The sequence below is a fragment of the Pandoraea oxalativorans genome (assembly GCF_000972785.3).
Classification (GTDB): domain Bacteria; phylum Pseudomonadota; class Gammaproteobacteria; order Burkholderiales; family Burkholderiaceae; genus Pandoraea; species Pandoraea oxalativorans.
Genome location: NZ_CP011253.3, coordinates 544,835 through 564,070 on the forward strand (window position 1 = coordinate 544,835; position 19,236 = coordinate 564,070).

19 protein-coding genes and 2 pseudogenes are annotated in these 19,236 nt (G+C 62.6%); 19 read left to right on the forward strand and 2 right to left on the reverse strand.

Going from position 1 to position 19,236, the window contains the following annotated elements; all coding sequences use genetic code 11:
* Window positions 1–25: 25 nt before the first annotated feature.
* From MB84_RS02515 to MB84_RS02550, 7 genes and pseudogenes are all read left to right on the forward strand, one after another.
* A protein-coding gene (locus MB84_RS02515; protein ID WP_157122856.1) for an IS3 family transposase occupies window positions 26–1,236 on the forward strand; the annotation gives its coding sequence in 2 pieces (ribosomal slippage) (window positions 26–341 and window positions 341–1,236; 1,212 coding nt in all).
* A complete protein-coding gene (locus tag MB84_RS02520) occupies window positions 1,236–2,459 on the forward strand; it encodes an adenylosuccinate synthetase (protein ID WP_084009570.1) in 1,224 nt (407 codons plus the stop codon). The genes MB84_RS02515 and MB84_RS02520 overlap by 1 nt, the downstream gene beginning before the upstream one ends.
* 157 nt (window positions 2,460–2,616) lie before the next feature.
* On the forward strand, window positions 2,617–3,411 hold the full coding sequence (locus tag MB84_RS02525) for a diiron oxygenase (protein ID WP_052652883.1): 795 nt from the start codon (window positions 2,617–2,619) through the stop codon (window positions 3,409–3,411).
* A 114-nt stretch (window positions 3,412–3,525) separates the two neighbouring features.
* Window positions 3,526–4,572, forward strand: a complete 1,047-nt coding sequence (locus tag MB84_RS02530) for an ornithine carbamoyltransferase (RefSeq protein WP_157122619.1) — start codon at window positions 3,526–3,528, stop codon at window positions 4,570–4,572.
* Between the two features lie 179 nt (window positions 4,573–4,751).
* Window positions 4,752–5,841: pseudogene (locus MB84_RS02540) on the forward strand (threonine synthase).
* Window positions 5,838–6,806, forward strand: coding sequence for an FAD-dependent oxidoreductase (locus tag MB84_RS02545; RefSeq protein WP_169834977.1), 969 nt, complete (start codon window positions 5,838–5,840; stop codon window positions 6,804–6,806). Before MB84_RS02540 ends, MB84_RS02545 begins: the two are co-directional and overlap by 4 nt.
* A gap of 65 nt (window positions 6,807–6,871) precedes the next feature.
* Window positions 6,872–7,516 (forward strand): flavin reductase family protein, encoded by a 645-nt coding sequence (locus MB84_RS02550; RefSeq protein WP_046290638.1) that lies wholly within the window; start codon window positions 6,872–6,874, stop codon window positions 7,514–7,516.
* Here MB84_RS02550 and MB84_RS02555 read toward each other — a convergent pair.
* Complete coding sequence (locus MB84_RS02555; protein ID WP_046290639.1) at window positions 7,467–8,381, reverse strand: autoinducer binding domain-containing protein; 915 nt, start codon at window positions 8,379–8,381, stop codon at window positions 7,467–7,469. The genes MB84_RS02550 and MB84_RS02555 overlap by 50 nt on opposite strands.
* A 637-nt stretch (window positions 8,382–9,018) precedes the next feature.
* Here MB84_RS02555 and MB84_RS02560 point away from each other — a divergent pair.
* From MB84_RS02560 to MB84_RS02585, 7 genes and pseudogenes are all read left to right on the forward strand, one after another.
* Window positions 9,019–9,498, forward strand: coding sequence for a DUF2244 domain-containing protein (locus MB84_RS02560; protein WP_046290640.1), 480 nt, complete (start codon window positions 9,019–9,021; stop codon window positions 9,496–9,498).
* Window positions 9,499–9,541: 43 nt separating this feature from the next.
* Window positions 9,542–10,768 (forward strand): annotated as a pseudogene (gene coxB / locus MB84_RS02565) (cytochrome c oxidase subunit II); the annotation flags it as partial.
* A gap of 37 nt (window positions 10,769–10,805) precedes the next feature.
* Window positions 10,806–12,398: a cytochrome c oxidase subunit I gene (gene ctaD / locus MB84_RS02570; protein ID WP_046290642.1), complete on the forward strand. Its 1,593-nt coding sequence runs from the start codon at window positions 10,806–10,808 to the stop codon at window positions 12,396–12,398.
* A 2-nt stretch (window positions 12,399–12,400) separates the two neighbouring features.
* Window positions 12,401–12,520, forward strand: coding sequence for a cytochrome oxidase small assembly protein (locus MB84_RS30685; protein ID WP_211279338.1), 120 nt, complete (start codon window positions 12,401–12,403; stop codon window positions 12,518–12,520).
* Window positions 12,520–13,146 (forward strand): cytochrome c oxidase assembly protein, encoded by a 627-nt coding sequence (locus MB84_RS02575; RefSeq protein ID WP_046290643.1) that lies wholly within the window; start codon window positions 12,520–12,522, stop codon window positions 13,144–13,146. Before MB84_RS30685 ends, MB84_RS02575 begins: the two co-directional genes overlap by 1 nt.
* Window positions 13,139–13,360, forward strand: coding sequence for a DUF2970 domain-containing protein (locus MB84_RS02580; protein WP_046290644.1), 222 nt, complete (start codon window positions 13,139–13,141; stop codon window positions 13,358–13,360). The genes MB84_RS02575 and MB84_RS02580 overlap by 8 nt, the downstream gene beginning before the upstream one ends.
* 39 nt (window positions 13,361–13,399) lie before the next feature.
* Window positions 13,400–14,260, forward strand: coding sequence for a cytochrome c oxidase subunit 3 (locus tag MB84_RS02585; RefSeq protein WP_046290645.1), 861 nt, complete (start codon window positions 13,400–13,402; stop codon window positions 14,258–14,260).
* Between the two features lie 203 nt (window positions 14,261–14,463).
* Here the strand turns inward: MB84_RS02585 and MB84_RS02590 are convergent, their stop codons facing one another.
* Window positions 14,464–14,667 (reverse strand): twin transmembrane helix small protein, encoded by a 204-nt coding sequence (locus MB84_RS02590; protein ID WP_039395424.1) that lies wholly within the window; start codon window positions 14,665–14,667, stop codon window positions 14,464–14,466.
* Between the two features lie 144 nt (window positions 14,668–14,811).
* Between MB84_RS02590 and MB84_RS02595 the strand changes: the two genes are divergently transcribed.
* The 5 genes from MB84_RS02595 to MB84_RS02615 all read left to right on the forward strand — a co-directional run bounded on the left by MB84_RS02595 (window position 14,812) and on the right by MB84_RS02615 (window position 19,140).
* Entirely contained in the window at window positions 14,812–15,537 is a 726-nt protein-coding gene (locus MB84_RS02595) for an SURF1 family protein (protein ID WP_046293327.1), read from the forward strand.
* A gap of 29 nt (window positions 15,538–15,566) precedes the next feature.
* A complete protein-coding gene (locus MB84_RS02600; RefSeq protein ID WP_046290646.1) occupies window positions 15,567–16,199 on the forward strand; it encodes an SCO family protein in 633 nt (210 codons plus the stop codon).
* Between the two features lie 94 nt (window positions 16,200–16,293).
* Window positions 16,294–17,484 carry a COX15/CtaA family protein gene (locus MB84_RS02605; RefSeq protein WP_046290647.1) on the forward strand — a complete coding sequence of 397 codons (1,191 nt, stop codon included), beginning with the start codon at window positions 16,294–16,296 and terminating at the stop codon, window positions 17,482–17,484.
* A gap of 19 nt (window positions 17,485–17,503) precedes the next feature.
* Window positions 17,504–18,409 (forward strand): heme o synthase, encoded by a 906-nt coding sequence (gene cyoE / locus MB84_RS02610; RefSeq protein WP_046290648.1) that lies wholly within the window; start codon window positions 17,504–17,506, stop codon window positions 18,407–18,409.
* Between the two features lie 125 nt (window positions 18,410–18,534).
* Window positions 18,535–19,140: an SCO family protein gene (locus MB84_RS02615; protein ID WP_046290649.1), complete on the forward strand. Its 606-nt coding sequence runs from the start codon at window positions 18,535–18,537 to the stop codon at window positions 19,138–19,140.
* The last annotated feature ends 96 nt before the right edge of the window (window positions 19,141–19,236 follow it).

Sequence of the window (19,236 nt, forward strand, 5' to 3'; positions counted from 1 at the left end):
TTTGACTAACACCAAGCAGGAAGTGATGGAAGTGTTGACGGGCCCAGAGCGCCGGCGTCGCTGGACGGCGGAGCAGAAACTGTCGATGGTTCGCGAGAGTTTCGAACCGGGAAAATCGGTTTCAATGGTCGCGCGCCATTACGGCGTGAACCCGAACCAGCTATTCCACTGGCGCAAGCTGTACCAGGACGGTAGCCTGTCAGCGGTCAAGGCTGGCGAAGAAGTGGTTCCGGCATCGGAGTTGGCTGATGCGCTCAAGCAGATTCGCGAGCTGCAACGGATGCTCGGCAAAAAAACAATGGAGAACGAGATTCTCCGGGAAGCAGTTGAATACAGCCGAGCAAAAAAATGGATAGCGCACTCGCCCTTGCTGCCGGAGGACGGCCAGTGAAACTGGTCTGTGAAGTTCTCGGCGTGTCGCGCTCGAACGTATCGGCACGACTGTCGCGTCCGGCGACGTGGCGCGATGGCCGGCAATCAAGGCCGACCGACGACGAAACTGTAGTCGAGGAAATCCGCCGTGTCGTCGGCGATTTGCCCAGCTATGGCTACCGGCGGGTTTGGGGCACGTTGCGCAACGAGCGCGTTGCAGTTGGACTGGCGCCGTTCAATGCCAAGCGCATTTATCGCATCATGCGAACGCATGGGCTGCTGACGCAGCGCCGACCGATTGCGCCGCGAGCCCACCGTCGACATGATGGCAAAGTGGCCGTCGCGCGCAGCAATCAGCGATGGTGCTCGGACGGCTTCGAGTTCCGCTGCGACAACGGCGAGCCGCTGCGTGTGACGTTTGCGCTGGATTGCTGCGACCGAGAAGCGATGAGCTGGGCGGCGACGACAGCAGGCCACAGCGGCGACATTGTGCGCGACGTGATGCTGGCCGCAGTGGAAAATCGGTTCGGCAACGAGGTGCATACGCCGTCCGAAATCGAGTGGCTGAGCGACAATGGTTCGGGCTATACGGCTGACGATACGCGCCGGTTTGCGATGAACATCGGACTAAAGCCATTGACCACGCCCGTGTGCAGTCCGCAAAGTAACGGCATGGCCGAGAGCTTCGTGAAAACGATGAAGCGCGACTACGTCGCCTTCATGCCGAAGCCGGATGCTGCAACCGCTGCTCACAATCTGGCCATTGCATTTGAGCATTACAACGAGAAGCACCCCCATAGCGCGCTGAAATACCGCTCGCCTCGCGAGTTCCGGCGCTCGATGGATTCAGCAACCTTAGTGTGATGGTGTGTCCGGTTTTACAGGGTCAACTCCACATCAATCCGTGGAAGTTGGCCGATGAGATTGCTCAACTGCGCGAGATGGGTATCGCCCTCGAAGGGCGGCTTCATATCAGTGCACGCGCGGCGTTGGTGCAGCCGCATCACATTGCGATGGATCGCCGCAATGGCGACACGATCGGCACGACCGGCAATGGTATCGGCCCGTGCTACGCAGACCGTGCCTTGCGGGTTCGCAACGACATGCGCGTCAATCTGATGCTTGGTGACCTGATTGCCAACGAATCCGAGGCCGTCGATTCGATGCGAAACGTCTTCACGCGCATGATCAACGCGGAGGGTGGTACTTCGCCGTGGATGGCCGAAATGTCCGATTTGCTAAGGGACTTGCCCCGGGTAGCTGCGTCTTTGCGGCCGTACCTCCAGGGGGATCGTGGGTGGCTCACGAATCGTGTCGGGGCGGGCGCGAGTGTGTTGTTTGAGGGCGCGCAGTCGGTCTTGCTCGACGTGGTCGAGGGAAGTCAGCCGTACGTCACATCGAGCCATACGGTGCCAGCCTACGCCTATGTGGGGGGCGATCTTTCGCCGAAGTACCACCGGCAGAAGATCGGGGTGGCCAAAGCCATCATGTCGCGCGTAGGGCGCGGACCATTTCCTTCGGAGCTTGGTGGCGAGCGCTCCGCCCAGTATTGCCACGACGCGTCGCAGTCCCGCATCGGAAAAGCCGAGGAGCAGTCATGTTTCTCCGCCGACACGTTGCTTCGCTCCAGCGATCCATTCGGCGTGGGTACGGCGCTTCGCATGCTCACAGCGGAGTACGGGACAGGAACGGGGCGGCCGCGGCGTATCGGCATGCTCGATCTCGCTCAACTTAGCGACGTCATCCGAGCGCACGCCGTGGACTGCGTGTATCTCAACAAGGTGGACTGCCTCGCGCACTTCGAAAAGTCGACGTATCAAGGGGTGCCGATGCGGGTGCACGGCCATGGGCTGACAGCGGATGCCACGCCGGATGTGCTGATTTATCCCGGGCTGACGGCGCAATCGATCGATCAGGCACGGGAAGGGACGCTCGATGCCACGATGCACGGTTTCGTCGCCTTCGTCGAGCGTCACATCGGAGCACCTTTGGCTGGGATCGGGCTCGGGCCTGAGCGCGGCAGTCTCGTGCCGCTGGCGCCGCATCAAATAGCCCCTATCTTGTCATCGATGCCACATGACGCCTAAGCAGACCGCCATCGGCGCACATGGTGCCTCTGGCGGACACGTTGCGTCCGCATTCGAGCCGAAACCCTGGCGAGACGTTGCGGCAGTCACCCGCTGCGCTACGGAGTTGCCGTTTCCACCGTTGCTCCCCGGACATCTTTTTTTCAATGTGTCGCTCATGCCGTATGCGACGCATCCATTGGTCTGCGCGCAAGGTCAGGCGGCGCGGCAACGGTTGAGCGCATTGCGTCTCGGGGACTATCTGAACAAAACGGAACAGGTCGAGTTGTTCATCGTCAACCGGGCCATTGAGCAGATGCTCCGTCGAAGTGACGTCACTGCGGTGAGTCGCGACGACTTGCTGGCGATCTACACGGACGAAGGCTTTCACACCTGGATGATGGAGCGCTTCCGTTTGCAGATGCTGCGCGCGGCGGGGCACGTCATGGAGACGGGGCGCTCTCGGGGTGTTACGCGAGTGCTGGCTTTGTGCGAATCGGTTTCGCCCGCGTATGCGGACATCGCAAGCATTGCCGCGGCGACCGTGACGGAGACGCTGATCACCGGAACGTTGCGTCAGGCGGGCGCGGGCGACGAGATTTACCCGCCGGTGCGCACGTTGCTGTCGGAGCATGGCGCCGATGAGATGCGGCATCAGGCAGCGTTCGTTCGTTTCGCGAGCGCATGGGTGCCCGAGCTTTCGATCGATGAGCGCAAATGCCTCGATCAACTGTTGCCGGAACTGATGATGGCGTTTCTCGCGCCCGAGATCGCGACGTGGCGCGAACATCTCTGTGCTATCGGGCTCGGCGAAGTTGACGCCGATCAGGTGCTGCTCGAGAGCGTCGATCCGTTGGCGGTCGGCGTGCAGATGATGGAGGCGGCGCGGGTACCGCGTCGTCTTTTCGAACGCCTGGGACTGTCGTGCGCAGAACGGTTTGCACAACAGGCGAGCCAGTGGCGGCCACCCTGACGGGGTGGCGCCAGAGCTCGTAAGCGCGAAGTCTGCGCAGTGCGAATGCGAAGGTGGAAGCAGCGTTGAATCACGGTTGAATCTCGGTTGACGAACGGCGATCAGGAGGGACATGTGACGAGTCATTGGCTTGCGCCCGATTTGACGATGAGTGCCCCGGACTACCGGGCGCTGCTGAGTGCGGCGCTGTCGTTCAAGCGTCGATATCCCCTGCACACCGAGGGGGCGCTACGTGACAGGACGATCTACTTTCTCTTCTACAACGCATCGCTACGCACGCGCAGCAGCTTCCAGACGGGACTGGCGAGATTGGGGGGGAACGCCATCGTCCTGGATCCGCACACGGGGATTTACACACCGGCGCTTGCCGACGCGGAGATCCCCTACACGACGGAGCGTGTGGCCGACGTCGCGCGCGTGCTGTCGTCCTACGGTGACGCGATAGCGATCCGCATGTACGGTGCGCCCGCAGGCTGGGTATACGGCGCGGCGCACCGGCATCTCGAAGCGTTCGCCGAGCGGAGCCATGTGCCGGTCATCAACATGGAGTGCGACCGGTTTCATCCGTGTCAGGCGCTGGCGGATGTGATGACGCTACGCGAGCAACTGGGCGGACTCGCCGGACGCAAGCTGTGCATCAGCTGGGCTTACTCGGGAAGTTGGCACAAGCCCGTTGCGGTGCCGCAAAGTCTGTTGCTCGCCGCCGTCAAAACCGGGATGGACGTGACACTCGCCTATCCACCGCCGTTTGCGCTTGACGCTCAGGTCATGGCCGCCGCCGCCCAGTTTGCCGAACAGACGGGGGCGCGGATTCGCGTGACGCATGATTTGCGCGATGGCGTGAGCGACGCGCATGCCGTTTACGCCAAGTCATGGTGCAGCCTCGATCACTTGCCGCAGCGCTCGGGAGCGGGCGTCGACGAAATGGGGATGAACGCTGCGTTCGAACGGCATCGCGACTGGTGCGTGGACGCAGACATCATGCGGCTGGCCGGGCCGAATGCTGGCTATCTCCACTGCTTGCCGGTTGACCGGGGGCAGGAGGTGTCGGATGAAGTGATAGAAAGCCCCGCGTCGTGGGTGTTCCAGCAAGCAGCCAACCGGCTGCATGCGCAAAACGCCGTGATGGCGCATCTGTTGAATCCGGGGAGTCTGACGTGATGCCGTCGTTCTCTTATCGCTATACCTGCGTGCGTTGCGCGACTCCGCAGACATGGGGGACGATTCGCTATCGATGCCACGTGTGTGGCCAGAACTTGCGAATCCAGCGCAAGGCGAATGCGGATGCGCCGTCGGCGATGGATGTCGTGACGGCGTTCCAGGAAAGCGAATCGGAAGGCATGTGGCGGTACGGTGCGTTGTTACCCGTCGAAGCGCATTGGGGCAGCCGATTACGTGTCGGCGGGACCCCCTTGATCGATTGCGGGGACGACGGTGGCGTCCGGCTCCGGATCAAGGACGAGGCGCGCAATCCCAGCGGCTCGCTCAAGGACCGGGCCACCGAACTGGTGCTGGCCGTCGCAAAGCGGGGCGGGTGCAAGGGGGCGGTGACGGCCTCGACCGGCAACGCCGGGGCGTCGCTTGCATGCATCGCCGCCGCGCAGGCAATGGCGGCAACGGTTGTGGTGCCCGCCAGCACGCCCTTGGCGAAGCTTGCGCAGATTCGGGCGTACGGCGCGAACGTGTGCGAGATCGGGGGGGACCTACGACGACGCCTTTGAGATTGCCGAGCGCATGGCCGACGACGCGCTCGTGTGTTGTCGGAACACCGGCGTGAATCCGTTCACGCGTGAGGGCAAGAAGACATGTGCCTACGAGATCGCCGAAGCGATGGCATGGCATGTTCCCGACTGGGTCGTCGTGCCGACGGGTGACGGCAATATTCTGTCAGGCATTGCGGCGGGATTTCTCGACCTGTTTGCGCTGGGTATCACCTCGGCGATTCCGCGTCTGATGGCCGCACAGGCAAAAAGCGCCGATAGCATCGCGCGCGACTGGACGACGCACGACGAGACCGTGGCGTTGCCGGTGTCGCCCACTGCCGTTACGCCGAACACGGTAGCCGACAGTCTCTCGGTCAGCCGACCGCGAGACCACTTTGCTGCGCTGCATGCCCTCCGAGCCACGCGGGGTACCTGTGTGGTGGTGAGCGACGAGCGCATCGCTGCCGCGTCGCGCACGCTCGCACGGCGTTTCGGTCTTTGGTATGAACCGTCGACGGCAGCAGGCTACGCCGCGTTGCAAGCGGCGCTCGCCAGCGGGCGTATCCAGATGGGGGCGGACGTGGTGTTGCTTGGCACCGGCAGCGGACTGAAGTCACCGCAATGCTTCGATAGCGTGACTCAGCCATCGGTTTGCGTGTTGGCGGGGCTGCCCGAGGGGCATGGGCCCGGCGAGCGAGGTCCGTTGCATCGCGGGGCATGTTCATGAGCGCGACGTCGGGCATGGACGTCATCGTCGTAGGCGCGGGTGTCAGCGGTCTGACGACAGCCGTGGCGATGGCGCTCGCGGGTTGTCGCGTCACCATCTTCGCGGCCGAGGGGCCATCGCAAACGACGTCGGCGCTGGCGGCGGCGATCTGGCACCCGTTCTATCAGGCCCCGGATCTCGTCTATCTTTCTCGCGCGCGGCACACGTATGCAGCGATGCATCGGTTGTCGTCGGATGCGTCGTCCGGGGTGAGCATGAGGCCATTGACCGAATATTTTCGACGCGACGCTGGCGTGCCCTGGTGGGCGGAATGTGCGAGCGGTCTGTGTCGGGTACCGCAGGCGCGTGTGCCATCGGGCTTCGCCTGCGCGTACCACATGGACGTGCCGGTCGCCGTCACCGAGACTTACCTGCGGTATCTCATGAACATGTTCCTCGAGCTTGGCGGACGGTTCGTGCCGCGTCGTATCGGGGATCCTGCTGCACTGCTCGACGAGGTGGAGATCGTAGTGAATTGCTGCGGTTACGGCAGCCGCCACTTCGGCGACAACGCCTTGTCGCTGTCGCGGGCCGTTGTGTTACGTGCCGCGCGTGACGACGCTGTGCAGGGATGTTTCATCGATGACTCGGATCCTTTCGCGCCGACGTACATCGTCGAGCGCGACGACGACATCGTACTCGGCGGTACGGCAGAACCCGACCTGACATCCACGGTCATCGGGCAACGCCAGATCGACGACATCGTTCATCGCTGCACACGACTTTGCGAGGGCATTGCCCGCCTGCGTGTCATCGATGCGCGCGTCGGGTTTCGTCCGGTGCGTCATTCGCCGCGTGTCGTCCGGGACGCGCGTCACGCGCGCCTACTGCACAACTATGGACACGGAGGTGGCGGCTTCACCTTGTCATGGGGATGCGCGAACGACATCGTTCGACTCGCGGGCGAGCTGCCGAGTGACGCGTGAGACGCGTGAGACGCGCGCACCGCGCGTGTCACGCACGATTCAATGCAACCGTTTAAGGAGACCCGATGGAACTGGATCCGGCGACGCTGGACGAGGCGTGCATCTACAACTTCATGATGAGCACGATTCTCCCGCGTCCGATTGCGTGGGTGAGTACGGTCGATGCGCTGGGGCGATCGAATCTCGCGCCGTACGCGTACTTCATGGGCGTGTGCTGTGTGCCGATGACGGTGCTGTTCTGTCCGGTGGTGCCGCCGCAGCCCAGGCGAAAGAAGGACACGCTGCTCAACATCGAGGCGGTGCCGGAATTCGTTGTGAACGTGGCGAGTACCTCGTGCATCGATGCCGTGAATCTCTCGGCAGCGCCCTTGCCACCCGGAGAGTCGGAGTTCGACCTCACGGGCATGACGCCGGTGCCGTCCTCGCGTGTGCGGCCCCCGCGCGTTCGGGAGGCATCCGTCGCCTTCGAGTGCGAGGTGCGCGACATCATCGAGATCAGCGCCGCACCCGGCGGCGGATGGGTTGTGCTCGGCACGGTGCTTGCCGCGCACGTGGACGACGCGCTGCTCGATCCCGTCACCTGTCATGTCGACTTGCATGCGCTCAGTCCGGTAGGGCGTCTTGGCGCTGGCTCGTTCGTGAATGCGGCTACCGATACTTTCACGTTGACACGCTACAAGACGCTTGCCGATCTCGCGTCGCGAAAGTGACCTCCTCGACCTTTGCGGACGGCGGCAACGCAACATCGTCGAGTAATCCGTAGTCGCTTGCCATCTTCGCGGCACGATGGCGGCTCGATACGTCGAACTTGCGCATGGCGCTGCGCAGATGGAAGACGACGCCGTGTTCGGAGAGCTTGAGGATGCGTCCGATTTCCCACGATGTCTTGCCGCACGCGACCCATCTCAAGCACTCGCGCTCGCGCGGCGTCAGCGATAGCGCACAGCGACGGGCCGCATCGCACTGAACGATGCGCCAGACGGCTTCATGTACATGGGCCGCGAGTACGACGCCAGCATGCGACGCCCACACATGTGCGCCCAGATCGCCGAGGTCGTGCATTGGCCGCGCGTAGTGGCGTGCATCGTGGCGACCCTGAGGTTGTGCGTGATGCTGTGCCGACAGGCGTAGGCCGTGCGCGGGGCGTCTCGGTGACGACAGACTCAATGTGCCCGATGCCCCCGATGGCGTGAAGACCGGATACGTGATGCCGAAGCGCAACCCGGCGGCGCGCTGTTCGTCGAGCAATTGGCGGGCCTCGGGGCACGCGTACAACCCGGCCGACCATTGCACCGGTGTGAGCTGCCGGGCGGCGAGCGAGAGGACAGGGTCGACGGCGTCGTAGCGTTGCGCGTCATAGCGTTGCTGCCACGCACGGGGCAGATTGCCCAGGCGCGGTGTTGCGAATCGGCCATCGGGCAATGCGAAGTGACCGCGATAACTGAAGTAGCGCTGGCCGAGTGCGCTGCAAAGCGAAGCGAGGAGTGTGTGAAGGACGTCGAAGCCGGTGGCGTCCTGCAGGGCGCTCAGGCCGTCGGAAAACGAGCGGGGAGAGAGAGGGCGCGTGGCTCGCATGGTAAAGCGATGTAGGGAACATGTTTCGCTTGTAGCATGCGTCTGATCGCTGCGCGCATCGGGCTTCGCTGCAGCGTGCGTGGTCAGCGAGTCGCGATGCCGCGACGGCGGCAGGATGCCAAAGTGAGAGCGGGTGAAAGCTCGGGGCAAAGTCCCTTGATGACGCGGTGTCGCCACGGCATCGAGGTTTCAAAGGAGGGCGCGACATAACGTCGCACGCGAAATCCGGCACAGCGTCTACTGTTGATGGATATCGGAAGAATCCCGCATCGCAACGAAGCCGTCGATGCGAAGGCGAGGCGGTGACGCGTCGCTGTCGTGTCGTTCTCGTGTGTCGGTTGGCAGGGTATTCAGGACACCGCAACGAGTCGCCGCGTGTTGCAATGTGTCAAACGTGCGACGCATAGGGAGTATCCCGTAGTCGCCTGGTCGTTAGGATTTCTGGCTAGGGGATTAACCGGATTTCCCTTTTGCATCAATGAGTTCAGGAGGATGCTATGGCGCGCCAAATACTCGGTATCAATGTTGTCGCTTCGAGAATGCGCGTTCTATAATGCGGCAGTTTGTCGCGGCCCGGACGCAATCAGTTCCCGGCCGTCGGACATGAAAGACCCAAAATGCCCCACGGGTGACGGCGATGCTCGCAGCCTCTTCTTCCGAGACCGGAGACGGTTCGGCGATGAAGGAATGGACGCATAAGCGCAACTGCGCGATATCGCCGCGCCAGTTTGTCCTGTTCTACCTGTCGTTGGCCGCCGTCTCACTGGGTGTTGCCTTGATTGCGGCGTGGCGCGGTGGGTGGTTGGTCTTGCCGTTCACAGGCCTGGACTTGCTCGTGGTGGGCGTTGCGTTCGTCATTCATGCCCGGCATGCCACAGATTACGAGGTCATTAGGTTGTCGCCCGTGAGCCTTGTGGTCGAGCAACGTTCAGCACAGAGGTTGACGCAGTTCGAGTTCAATCCCCGCTGGGTACGCATCGACATCGAGAAGCCGCCGCGAATGCGCATCGTCTTGCGCTCGGGCAGTTGCTCGGTCACTGTCGGTGCCTATCTTGCGCCGCATCGCCGCGAAACGTTTGCGCGCGAGCTGCGCCGTTGTCTTGCCCAACAGGCCTGAGAGAGATGGAGACGATCTCGGGCGACCGCCAGGGAGGATTTGGATGGTAATTTTGGGTAAGGAAGCTATGAAAAAAACGAAACACGCCTTGGCGGCTTTCCTTGCGGGCGCCTCACTGCTCGCCGGCGCTCCGGCCATTGCGGCGGGCGTTGCAGACATGCCGGGGGGGCCGGCCGTCAACGAGCTCAACTTCCAGCCGCCAGTCACGAAACTAGCGCAAGAGCTTCACAGCCTGCACACCATGATGCTGATCATCTGTCTGGTGATCTTCATCGCTGTGTTCGGCGTGATGTTCTACTCGATCTTCAAGCACCGCAAATCCAAGGGCCATCAGCCTGCAAATTTCCATGAAAGCACCACGGTAGAGGTGATCTGGACGGTCGTGCCGTTCATCATCGTGATTCTGATGGCGTTGCCCGCCACGAAGACCGTCGTGGCCATGAAGGACACCACCAACGCCGACATCACCATCAAGGTGACCGGCTATCAGTGGAAGTGGGGCTACGACTACCTCAAGGGCGAAGGCGAGGGCATCAAGTTCCTCTCGACGCTCACCACGCCGCGCAGCCAGATCGACGGCACCGAGCCGAAGAGCAACACGTACCTGCAGGAAGTCGACAACCCGATGGTCGTGCCGGTCAACAAGAAGGTGCGTCTGATCACTACGGCCAACGACGTCATCCACTCGTTCTACGTGCCGGCGTTCGGTATCAAGCAGGACGCCATTCCGGGCTTCGTACGCGACACCTGGTTCAAGGCGGAGAAGGTCGGCGAGTACCGTGGCTTCTGTACCGAGCTGTGCGGTAAGGAACACGCGTTCATGCCGGTCGTCGTGAAGGTGGTCTCGGAAGACGATTACAACAAGTGGGTCGATACGCAGAAGAAGCAGATGGCGGCCTCGGCAGACGACCCGAACAAGACCTACACCGTGCAGGAACTGATGGAGCGCGGTCAGAAGGTCTACGCCTCGAATTGCGCGGTGTGCCACCAGCCGAACGGCAAGGGTGGCGGTGCGTTCCCGGCGCTCGACGGCGGCAAGATCGTGACGGGCCCGGTGGCCGATCACATCAGCATCGTGCTGCATGGCAAGAATGCGATGCCGAACTGGTCGCATCTGAACGATGTGGAGCTTGCGGCCGTCATCACGTTCGAGCGCAACTCGTGGAGCAACAAGACCGGCGACGTGATTCAGCCGACACAGGTGCGCGAAGCACGCGGCAACAAGTCGGCGAATGCCGCCGGTGCCGCGGCCGACGCAGCGAAGAACAGTTAAGTCGTTCGACCAGTTCGAAGCAAGGAGATTGGGTATGAGTTCCATCGCTCACGATCACGTGGCGGGTCACGACGATCACGCGCACGACCATCCGCACGGATGGCGTCGCTGGCTGTTCGCGACGAATCACAAGGACATCGGCACGTTGTACATGATCTTCTCGTTCGTCATGCTGCTCTCGGGCGGCGTGATGGCGTTGATGATCCGTGCGGAATTGTTCGAGCCGGGCCTGCAGTTCATTCGTCCGGAGTTCTTCAACCAGCTCACCACCATGCACGGGCTGGTGATGATTTTCGGCGCGATCATGCCGGCGTTCGTGGGATTCGCGAACTGGATGATCCCGCTGCAAATCGGTGCATCGGACATGGCGTTCGCGCGCATGAACAACTTCAGCTTCTGGCTGCTGCCGGTGGGCGGTCTGCTGCTGATCTCGTCGTTCCTCGTGCCGGGCGGTGCGACCGCAGCCGGCTGGACGATGTACGCACCGCTGTCGGTGCAGATGGGACCCGGTCAGGATCTGGCGATCTTCGGGGCGCACATTCTGGGCGCGTCGTCGATCATGGGCGCGATCAACATCATCGTTACGATTCTGAACATGCGCGCACCGGGCATGACGCTGATGAAGATGCCGATGTTCGTGTGGACGTGGCTCATCACCGCTTACCTGCTCATCGCCGTGATGCCGGTGCTTGCCGGTGCGATTACGATGCTGCTCACGGACCGTCACTTCGGTACGTCGTTCTTCAACGCAGCGGGCGGCGGCGACCCGGTCATGTATCAGCACATCTTCTGGTTCTTCGGACACCCGGAGGTGTACATCATGATTCTGCCGGCGTTCGGGATCGTGTCGCAGGTGATTCCGGCGTTCTCGCGCAAGCCGCTGTTCGGCTATAGCTCGATGGTGTACGCCACGGCGTCGATCGCGATTCTGTCGTTCATGGTGTGGGCGCACCACATGTTCGTGACGGGCATGCCGGTGACCGGCCAGCTGTTCTTCATGTACGCGACGATGCTGATCTCCGTGCCCACAGGCGTGAAGGTCTTCAACTGGGTCGCCACGATGTGGAAGGGCGCGCTCACGTTCGAGACGCCGATGCTCTTCTCCGTCGGCTTCCTCTTCGTGTTCACGATGGGCGGCTTCACGGGCCTGATTCTCTCGCTCGCTCCGCTCGACATCCAGATGCACGGCACTTACTACGTGGTGGCGCACTTCCACTACGTGTTAGTGGCCGGCTCGCTCTTCGCGCTATTCGCCGGGTTCTATTACTGGGTGCCGAAGTGGACGGGCCACATGTACAACGAGTGGCGCGGCAAGTTCCACTTCTGGGGCTCGCTCATCACGTTCAACGTGACGTTCTTCCCGATGCACTTCCTGGGTCTGGCGGGCATGCCGCGTCGCTACGCCGATTACCCGGCGCAGTTCACGGACTTCAACCAGATCGCGACCATCGGCGCGTTCGGTTTCGGCCTGATGCAGGTGTACTTCCTCTTCTGGGTGGCGATTCCGACGTGGCGTGGCGGTAAGGCGGCCGAAGCCAAGCCGTGGGACGGCGCGGAAGGTTTGGAGTGGACCGTGCCGAGCCCGGCGCCGTTCCACACGTTCGAGACGCCGCCGAAGGTGCATTGAACATGGCACTCAGTCCTGAACAGCGGGCGAGAAATCTGCGCACCGGGCTGATTCTCGGCTCGGTGGTACTGGTGTTCTTCATCGGCGTGATGATCAAGACCAAATTGTTGGGCGGTATCTGATGGCCGGCATGCGACGCCTCAACGTGCGCACTTTCAGCAAGCTCTTGCTGCTGGTCGCGGCGATGTTCGGATTCGGGTACGCGATGGTGCCGTTCTACCGCGCGTTCTGCGATCTCGTGGGCATCAACCAGTTGGGCGATCGCACGACCGAGATCAGCGCACGCAATTCGCAGGTCGACGAGAGCCGCACGATCACCGTCGAGTTCGACGCCAATGCGCAGGGACCGCTACGCTTCAAACCGGCGAAGAGCAGCCTGACGGTGCATCCGGGGGAGATCGCGACCATCGAATACGAAGTGGCGAATCAGCAACCGCATGAAGTCCGCGCGCAGGCGATTCCGAGCTACGCGCCCGCTCAGGCGGCGAGCTACTTCAAGAAGATCGAGTGTTTCTGCTTCACGCAGCAAACGCTCAGGGCCGGAGAGGCCAAAGAGTTTCCGGTGGTGTTCGTAGTCGACACGAAGCTGCCCAAAGATGTGAATACGATCACGCTGTCCTATACTTTTTTCGATCTCGGCAAGAACGACGCCAATCAACGTGCGGACGCCCCGGCGGGCGCCCAGGTTGGCGAGGTGAGCGCAGGAACCGCAGATTCGATAAGGGGAGGCAAGGGCGGCAATGGATGACCTGAAGGAGGCGACCCGGCGCAAGCTGTCTTTCTTCCAGACCATCGGTGCGGTGTTCTGGTCGTTTTTCGGTGTGCGCAAGGGGCGTGATCACGACCGCGACATGGCACAGCTCAACCCTGTGCATCTGATCGCGGCGGGGTTGATCGGGGGCATCCTGTTCGTTGTGGCGCTGGTGTTTCTGGCGAAGCTCGCCATCCGGCTCGCGACGTGATTGGTACAGACAAAGAGAACCAAGCCTGGAGAGATAAGAATGAGTGGTCAACACCAAACGGCGCCGTACTACTTCGTGCCGGCCCCCTCGCGCCACCCGGTGAGCTGCAGTGTCGGCCTGCTGGTGGTGCTCGGCTCGGCCGCGGCATGGGTCAATGGACTATCGTGGGCCCCGTGGACGGCGCTGGCCGGCCTGCTGTGGGTGCTGTGGGTGCTGCGTAGCTGGTTCGGCGATTCCATCGCCGAGTCGGAGGGTGGCCTGTACAGCAAGCGCATCGACGTGTCCTACCGCTGGGGCATGAGCTGGTTCATCTTCTCCGAAGTGATGTTCTTCGCGGCATTCTTCGGCGCGCTGTTCTACGCACGCACGCTGGCCATGCCGTGGCTCGGCGACCTCGATAACAAGCTGCTGTGGCCCGACTTCAGCGCCGTGTGGCCGAACACCGGCCCGGCCGGTGTGGTCGACGCGTTCGAGACGATGGGCCCCTGGCCGATCCCGACGCTCAACACGGCACTGCTGCTGACCTCGGGCGTCACGCTTACGATCTCGCACCACGCACTGCGTGCGAACCATCGTGGCAGCGCGATCTTCTGGCTGTTCGCGACCGTCGTGCTCGGCTTCGTGTTCCTCGGCTTCCAGGCGTACGAATATCACCATGCCTACACCGAACTGAACCTCAAGCTGACCTCGGGCGTGTACGGATCGACCTTCTTCCTGCTCACGGGCTTCCACGGCTTCCACGTGATGCTGGGCGCGATCATGCTCTCCGTGATGCTGGTGCGCCTGATGAAGGGCCACTTCACGCCGGATCATCACTTCGGTTTCGAAGGCGCGGCGTGGTACTGGCACTTTGTGGACGTGGTGTGGCTGGGGCTGTACGTCGTGGTCTACTGGCTCTGACGCGCGCATCGGAACACGCCAGGGGACGCCGCCGGATTCCGGCGGCGTTTCCATTTGGATGCGGCCTTATGTCGCACGAACGGCGCGACACCGGCGGTGACGGCATTGCGCCGCCGCCATGAACGTCGGCAGACCTTATTCGGAGTAAAGCAGCGTGGCAGGGATGGGGTGCGGCGATTTGCCGCATGTGCCTGGCGCGGGACTCAGTATCGTATGCCCGTGCTGTGAATCCAGCCCATCCAGTTGGCGAACAGGATGAGCAGGAACAGCGTCACCGACAGGCCGACGCGCACCATCAGCGATTGCACGGTGCGGTTCGATCGGCCCTTGTCCCGCATCATGAAAAACAATGCGGACGCCAGACTGCCGAGAATCAGGACGAAGGCGATGGCAACGATGATGCGCATGATCTGTCCGATGACGGGAATTCGTCATTATCGGGCAAGGCACACGCGCTGGCACGCTGCAATGCAGTGTGGACAACCCGTGTTGCGCAACATCGGGCGGCAGCCGGACAAGGAATGGACGTGTTGAAAACTCTCTTGCGCGGCATGCGGCCTGTGCCGGCCGTGCTGATTCTGCTGGGCGTGATGCTCACCGCAGCACTCGGCGTGTGGCAGTACCAGCGTGCACAGATGCGTCTGGCACGTCAGGCGCAGATCGAGCAGGCGGCGCGCGCGCCGGTCGTCGCGCTGGGCGCGCAGTCCTATTCGCTGGACGACGTGGGCCATCGGCGCGTGCGCGTCACCGGCCGGTTCCTGCGCAATCGCGTGGTGTATCTCGACAACCGTCCGCGTAACGAGTTGCCCGGCTTCTATGTGGTGATGGCGTTGCAGGTCACGCCCGATCACGTCGTGCTGGTCAATCGCGGGTGGCTGCCGCGCGACCTGCGCGACCGCGCGTCGATCATGCCGTATGCGACGCCCGCAGGCGATATCACGATCGAAGGCCTTGCCATGCCCGACCCGTCTCGCGCCTTCGAACTCGGGCATGGTGGCTCGGCGGCGGGCCTCTCGATTCGACAGAATCTCGATGTGGCGGAATATGCGCGTGAGACGTCGCTGCCGCTGCAACCGTTCGTCATCATGCAGACGAACGACACGGGCGATCACCTGCTGCGCGACTGGCCGCAACCGGCAAGCGGCGCGGATCGCAACTATGGTTATATGGCGCAATGGTTCGGCATGTCGCTGATTCTGGCGCTGCTGGGACTGCGTCTGGCCTATCGGCGCGGCCGTCGCATGGCGACGACGACAAACAAATTCACGCGGGCATAAGACGCGCACAAATCACGCATAAGGCGAACATGAGTGCAAATGTGAGTACGGATCGGAGTGGAAGTCCCGCCGTCGACCCGGTGCAACGACGCCGCGCGAGGCGCATGCTGGTGCTGCTCTTCGTGGTGTGCGCGGCGCCAGCCGTGGCGGCGTATCTGATGTACTACGTCTTCAAGCCGCAGGGCGGGACGTCCGCCTACGGCAAGTTGATCGAGCCTCAGCGTCCGTTGCCAGCGCTCGTCGTGCACGACGACGAAACGGGCGAGAACCTGCCGCTGTCGTCGCTCAAGGGCAAATGGCTCATGATCAGCGCCGACACCGCCACGTGTGACGAGAATTGCGTCAGCAAGCTGTTTTACATGCGGCAGATCCGCGTCCTGCAGGGCAACGAGCGTACGCGGGTCGAAACGCTGTGGCTGGTGACGGACGCCTCGAAGGTGACGCAACAAATCGACGACGCCTACCCCGACACGCGCCGTCTGCGTGCCGATCCCGTCGCACTCGCCTCGTGGCTGCCGACGCAGGACGGCACCGGCCTGCGCGATCACATCTATCTGGTCGACCCGCTGGGCAACCTGATGATGGCGTTCCCGAAGAACGCCGATCCGGGCAAGATCAAGAGCGATCTGTCGCGACTGCTGAAGTGGTCGGGGACCGGTTGATCGGGCGAGAGAACGTTCCTCGCACGACGATTGAAACGAATGGCCCCGGGGCGCGCGTGCGCCCCGGACATGTTGAAGAACCGACGTAAAACCGATGCTTTACCTTCTGGAACTGGGCTTCATCGGCCTGTGTATCGCGGTGCTGCCGCTCGGCTGGGTGGTGCTGCGCCGCGACGCGAACAAGTACCGCAAACTGGCCTGGGTGACGACCTTTCTCACGCTCGATCTGATCATGTTCGGCGGCTTCACGCGTCTGACGGATTCGGGCCTCGGATGCCCCGACTGGCCGGGGTGCTATGGCACGTCGTCGCCGTTCGCCGCGCATGCGGACATCCACGCCGCGCAGGTGATGTTGCCCAGCGGCCCGGTGACCTTCGTCAAGGCGTGGATCGAGATGATCCACCGGTATTTCGCGATGGCCGTGGGCGTGCTCATCATCACCCTGATGGTGATGGCATGGGTCAAGCGCCGCGAACTGAAGCAATCGCCGTGGCTGGCCACCTGGCTGCTGGTCCTCGTGTGCGTGCAGGGCGCGTTCGGGGCGTGGACCGTCACGATGAAGCTGCAACCGGTGATCGTCTCCATTCACTTGATGTTGGCGCTCACTTTGCTGGGGTCGCTGGCTTGGCTGGCATGCCGACAGATGCCGCTGGCGAGCGTGGCGGCCGACGCCGGGGCCTTGCGCTGGCGGTGGGCGGCGCTGATCGGGCTGGCGTTGCTCGTCTTACAGATTGCCCTTGGCGGATGGGTAAGCACCAACTACGCTGTATTGGCATGCACCGACTTCCCGACGTGTCAGGGTCAGTGGATGCCGTCGATGGACTTCCATAACGGATTCAAGCTATGGCGAGAACTGGGCAAGACGGCGGGTGGCGAGGTGATTCCGATGGACGCCCTCGTGGCGATCCACTGGGTGCACCGGACGTTTGCCGTGGTCGTGGTGCTGTATCTGGCGTGGCTGGCGAGCCGCCTGCGACGTCATGCCGCGCTCAGAAGGCTCTCGATTCTGGTATTCCTACTGGTGCTCGTGCAATTCGCGACGGGATTGTCGAACATCGTTTTCCAGTGGCCACTGCTCAATGCCATCGCCCACAACGGCGGCGCGGCGGTCCTGCTGCTTTTGCTTGTCATGTTAAACTACCGCATTCGTGCCGCCCGCCTAGTCGCAGCGGCGCCCATTGCGGCCAGCCTGATCGATCAGGCAGACGTCCCGGCCCGCCAGAAGCCTTTCTCCGCAGCGGAGCCGGCTGCCGCACCGCTCGGCGCCCCGTCTGGCCCGGCGTAGCGCATTGCCTTCAGAGTGTATGAAAAGCACGACCCTTCCCCATCCGCCGGCTAGCCGTATCGCGCAATACTGGGCGCTGACCAAGCCCCGCGTGACGCAGCTCGCCGTCTTCTGTGCCGTGATCGGCATGTTCCTGTCCACGCGCGGCATGGTGCCGTGGCAGGTGCTGATCGGCGGCACCATCGGCATCTGGCTGCTCGCCGGATCGGCCTTCGCCGTGAATTGCCTGATCGAGCAACGCGTCGACGCGCTCATGCGCCGCACTGCGTGGCGTCCGTCGGCCCGCGGCGAGATCGCACCGTGGCAGATCATCGTCTTCTCGACGATGCTGGGTGCTGCGGGCATGGTGGTGCTCTACACGTTCACGAATCCCCTGACGATGTGGCTGACGCTCGGCACGTTCGTCGGCTATGCGCTCATCTACACCATCATCCTCAAGCCTTCGACGCCGCAGAACATCGTGATCGGCGGCGCGGCGGGCGCGATGCCCCCGGCCCTCGGCTGGGCCGCCGCGACCGGCGCAGTGCCTGCCGATGCATGGATTCTGGTGCTCATCATCTTCGTCTGGACGCCGCCGCACTTCTGGGCGCTCGCGCTTTACCGTCGTCAGGACTACGTGAATTCGGGGCTGCCGATGCTGCCGATCACGCACGGCGAGAAGTACACGCGCCTGCAGATTCTGTTGTACAGCGTCGTGCTGTTTGCCGTGTCGCTGCTGCCGTTCGCGCACCGCATGAGCGGCTATCTGTATCTTGTGTCCGCGGTGGTGCTCTCGGGGATCTTCCTCGGTTACGCGGTGAAGCTGTGGCGCAAGTATTCCGATGAGCTTTCGCGCTCGATGTTCCGCTATTCGATCGTCTACCTCTCGCTGCTGTTCGCGGCGCTGCTGGTCGACCATTACGTGCAGATCTACCTGCTGGGCTGAACCTCCGGGGCCTTGGCCCGTCACAGGCTGAGTCACGACGACAGGCGCGTTACGGTATTCTTCGCCGGCGCGCCTGTTGTGTTTTCCGAAGGCGTTTTTTCCATACGTTCTGGGGTCATTCGTTCATGAATCTTGCTGTCATTTGGTTGCGCCGTGCGATGTTGCTGATGGGGCTGACGGTGCTTCTCGCCGCCTGCGGTAAGGAAGGGCCGACGTTCACGAGCCTCGACATCACCGGCAACAAGGAAGTCGCCAAGGACTTCTCGTTGCAGGACCCGCAGGGCAAGACGCGCACGCTCGCCGATTACAAAGGTAAAGCCGTGGTGATGTTCTTCGGCTACACACACTGCCCGGACGTCTGCCCGACCACGATGGCGGAACTCAATCAGGTGATGCAAAAGCTAGGGGCGGACGACGCCCAGCGCGTGCAGGTGCTGTTCGTGACGGTCGATCCCCAGCGCGATTCGGCCGAGCTGATGGGCCAGTACGTGCCCGCGTTCAATCCGGCGTTCGTGGGGCTGCGTCCTGCGGACGACGCCGCGCTCAAGGAAATCACCAAATCGTTCCGCGTGGTGGTCAACAAGGTGGAAGGGTCGACGCCCAACAACTACACCATCGATCACACGGCAGGGATTTACGTCTTCGATCCGAACGGGCAACTGCGTTTGTTCATGCGTCCGGACGAGCCGGTCGATGCGATGGCCAAGGATCTGAAGACGTTGCTGAGCTAAAGCTTCGATCCGTCGCACCGTAATAAAAAAATCGCGCCTCCAGAGGCGCGATTTTCGTTTCTGCGTTCACCACGACGCCGACCTGTGGGGCCCGGC

Bases quoted from the DNA above. Each gene is read 5' to 3' on its own strand.
- MB84_RS02520 (WP_084009570.1), top strand. From the start codon at position 1,236: ATGGTGTGTCCGGTTTTACAGGGTCAACTCCACATCAATCCGTGGAAG.
- MB84_RS02525 (WP_052652883.1), top strand. From the start codon at position 2,617: ATGCCGTATGCGACGCATCCATTGGTCTGCGCGCAAGGTCAGGCGGCG.
- MB84_RS02545 (WP_169834977.1), top strand. From the start codon at position 5,838: ATGAGCGCGACGTCGGGCATGGACGTCATCGTCGTAGGCGCGGGTGTC.
- MB84_RS02550 (WP_046290638.1), top strand. From the start codon at position 6,872: ATGGAACTGGATCCGGCGACGCTGGACGAGGCGTGCATCTACAACTTC.
- MB84_RS02555 (WP_046290639.1), bottom strand. From the start codon at position 8,381: ATGCGAGCCACGCGCCCTCTCTCTCCCCGCTCGTTTTCCGACGGCCTG.
- MB84_RS02560 (WP_046290640.1), top strand. From the start codon at position 9,019: ATGCTCGCAGCCTCTTCTTCCGAGACCGGAGACGGTTCGGCGATGAAG.
- ctaD (WP_046290642.1), top strand. From the start codon at position 10,806: ATGAGTTCCATCGCTCACGATCACGTGGCGGGTCACGACGATCACGCG.
- MB84_RS30685 (WP_211279338.1), top strand. From the start codon at position 12,401: ATGGCACTCAGTCCTGAACAGCGGGCGAGAAATCTGCGCACCGGGCTG.
- MB84_RS02575 (WP_046290643.1), top strand. From the start codon at position 12,520: ATGGCCGGCATGCGACGCCTCAACGTGCGCACTTTCAGCAAGCTCTTG.
- MB84_RS02580 (WP_046290644.1), top strand. From the start codon at position 13,139: ATGGATGACCTGAAGGAGGCGACCCGGCGCAAGCTGTCTTTCTTCCAG.
- MB84_RS02585 (WP_046290645.1), top strand. From the start codon at position 13,400: ATGAGTGGTCAACACCAAACGGCGCCGTACTACTTCGTGCCGGCCCCC.
- MB84_RS02590 (WP_039395424.1), bottom strand. From the start codon at position 14,667: ATGCGCATCATCGTTGCCATCGCCTTCGTCCTGATTCTCGGCAGTCTG.
- MB84_RS02595 (WP_046293327.1), top strand. From the start codon at position 14,812: ATGCGGCCTGTGCCGGCCGTGCTGATTCTGCTGGGCGTGATGCTCACC.
- MB84_RS02600 (WP_046290646.1), top strand. From the start codon at position 15,567: ATGAGTGCAAATGTGAGTACGGATCGGAGTGGAAGTCCCGCCGTCGAC.
- MB84_RS02605 (WP_046290647.1), top strand. From the start codon at position 16,294: ATGCTTTACCTTCTGGAACTGGGCTTCATCGGCCTGTGTATCGCGGTG.
- cyoE (WP_046290648.1), top strand. From the start codon at position 17,504: ATGAAAAGCACGACCCTTCCCCATCCGCCGGCTAGCCGTATCGCGCAA.
- MB84_RS02615 (WP_046290649.1), top strand. From the start codon at position 18,535: ATGAATCTTGCTGTCATTTGGTTGCGCCGTGCGATGTTGCTGATGGGG.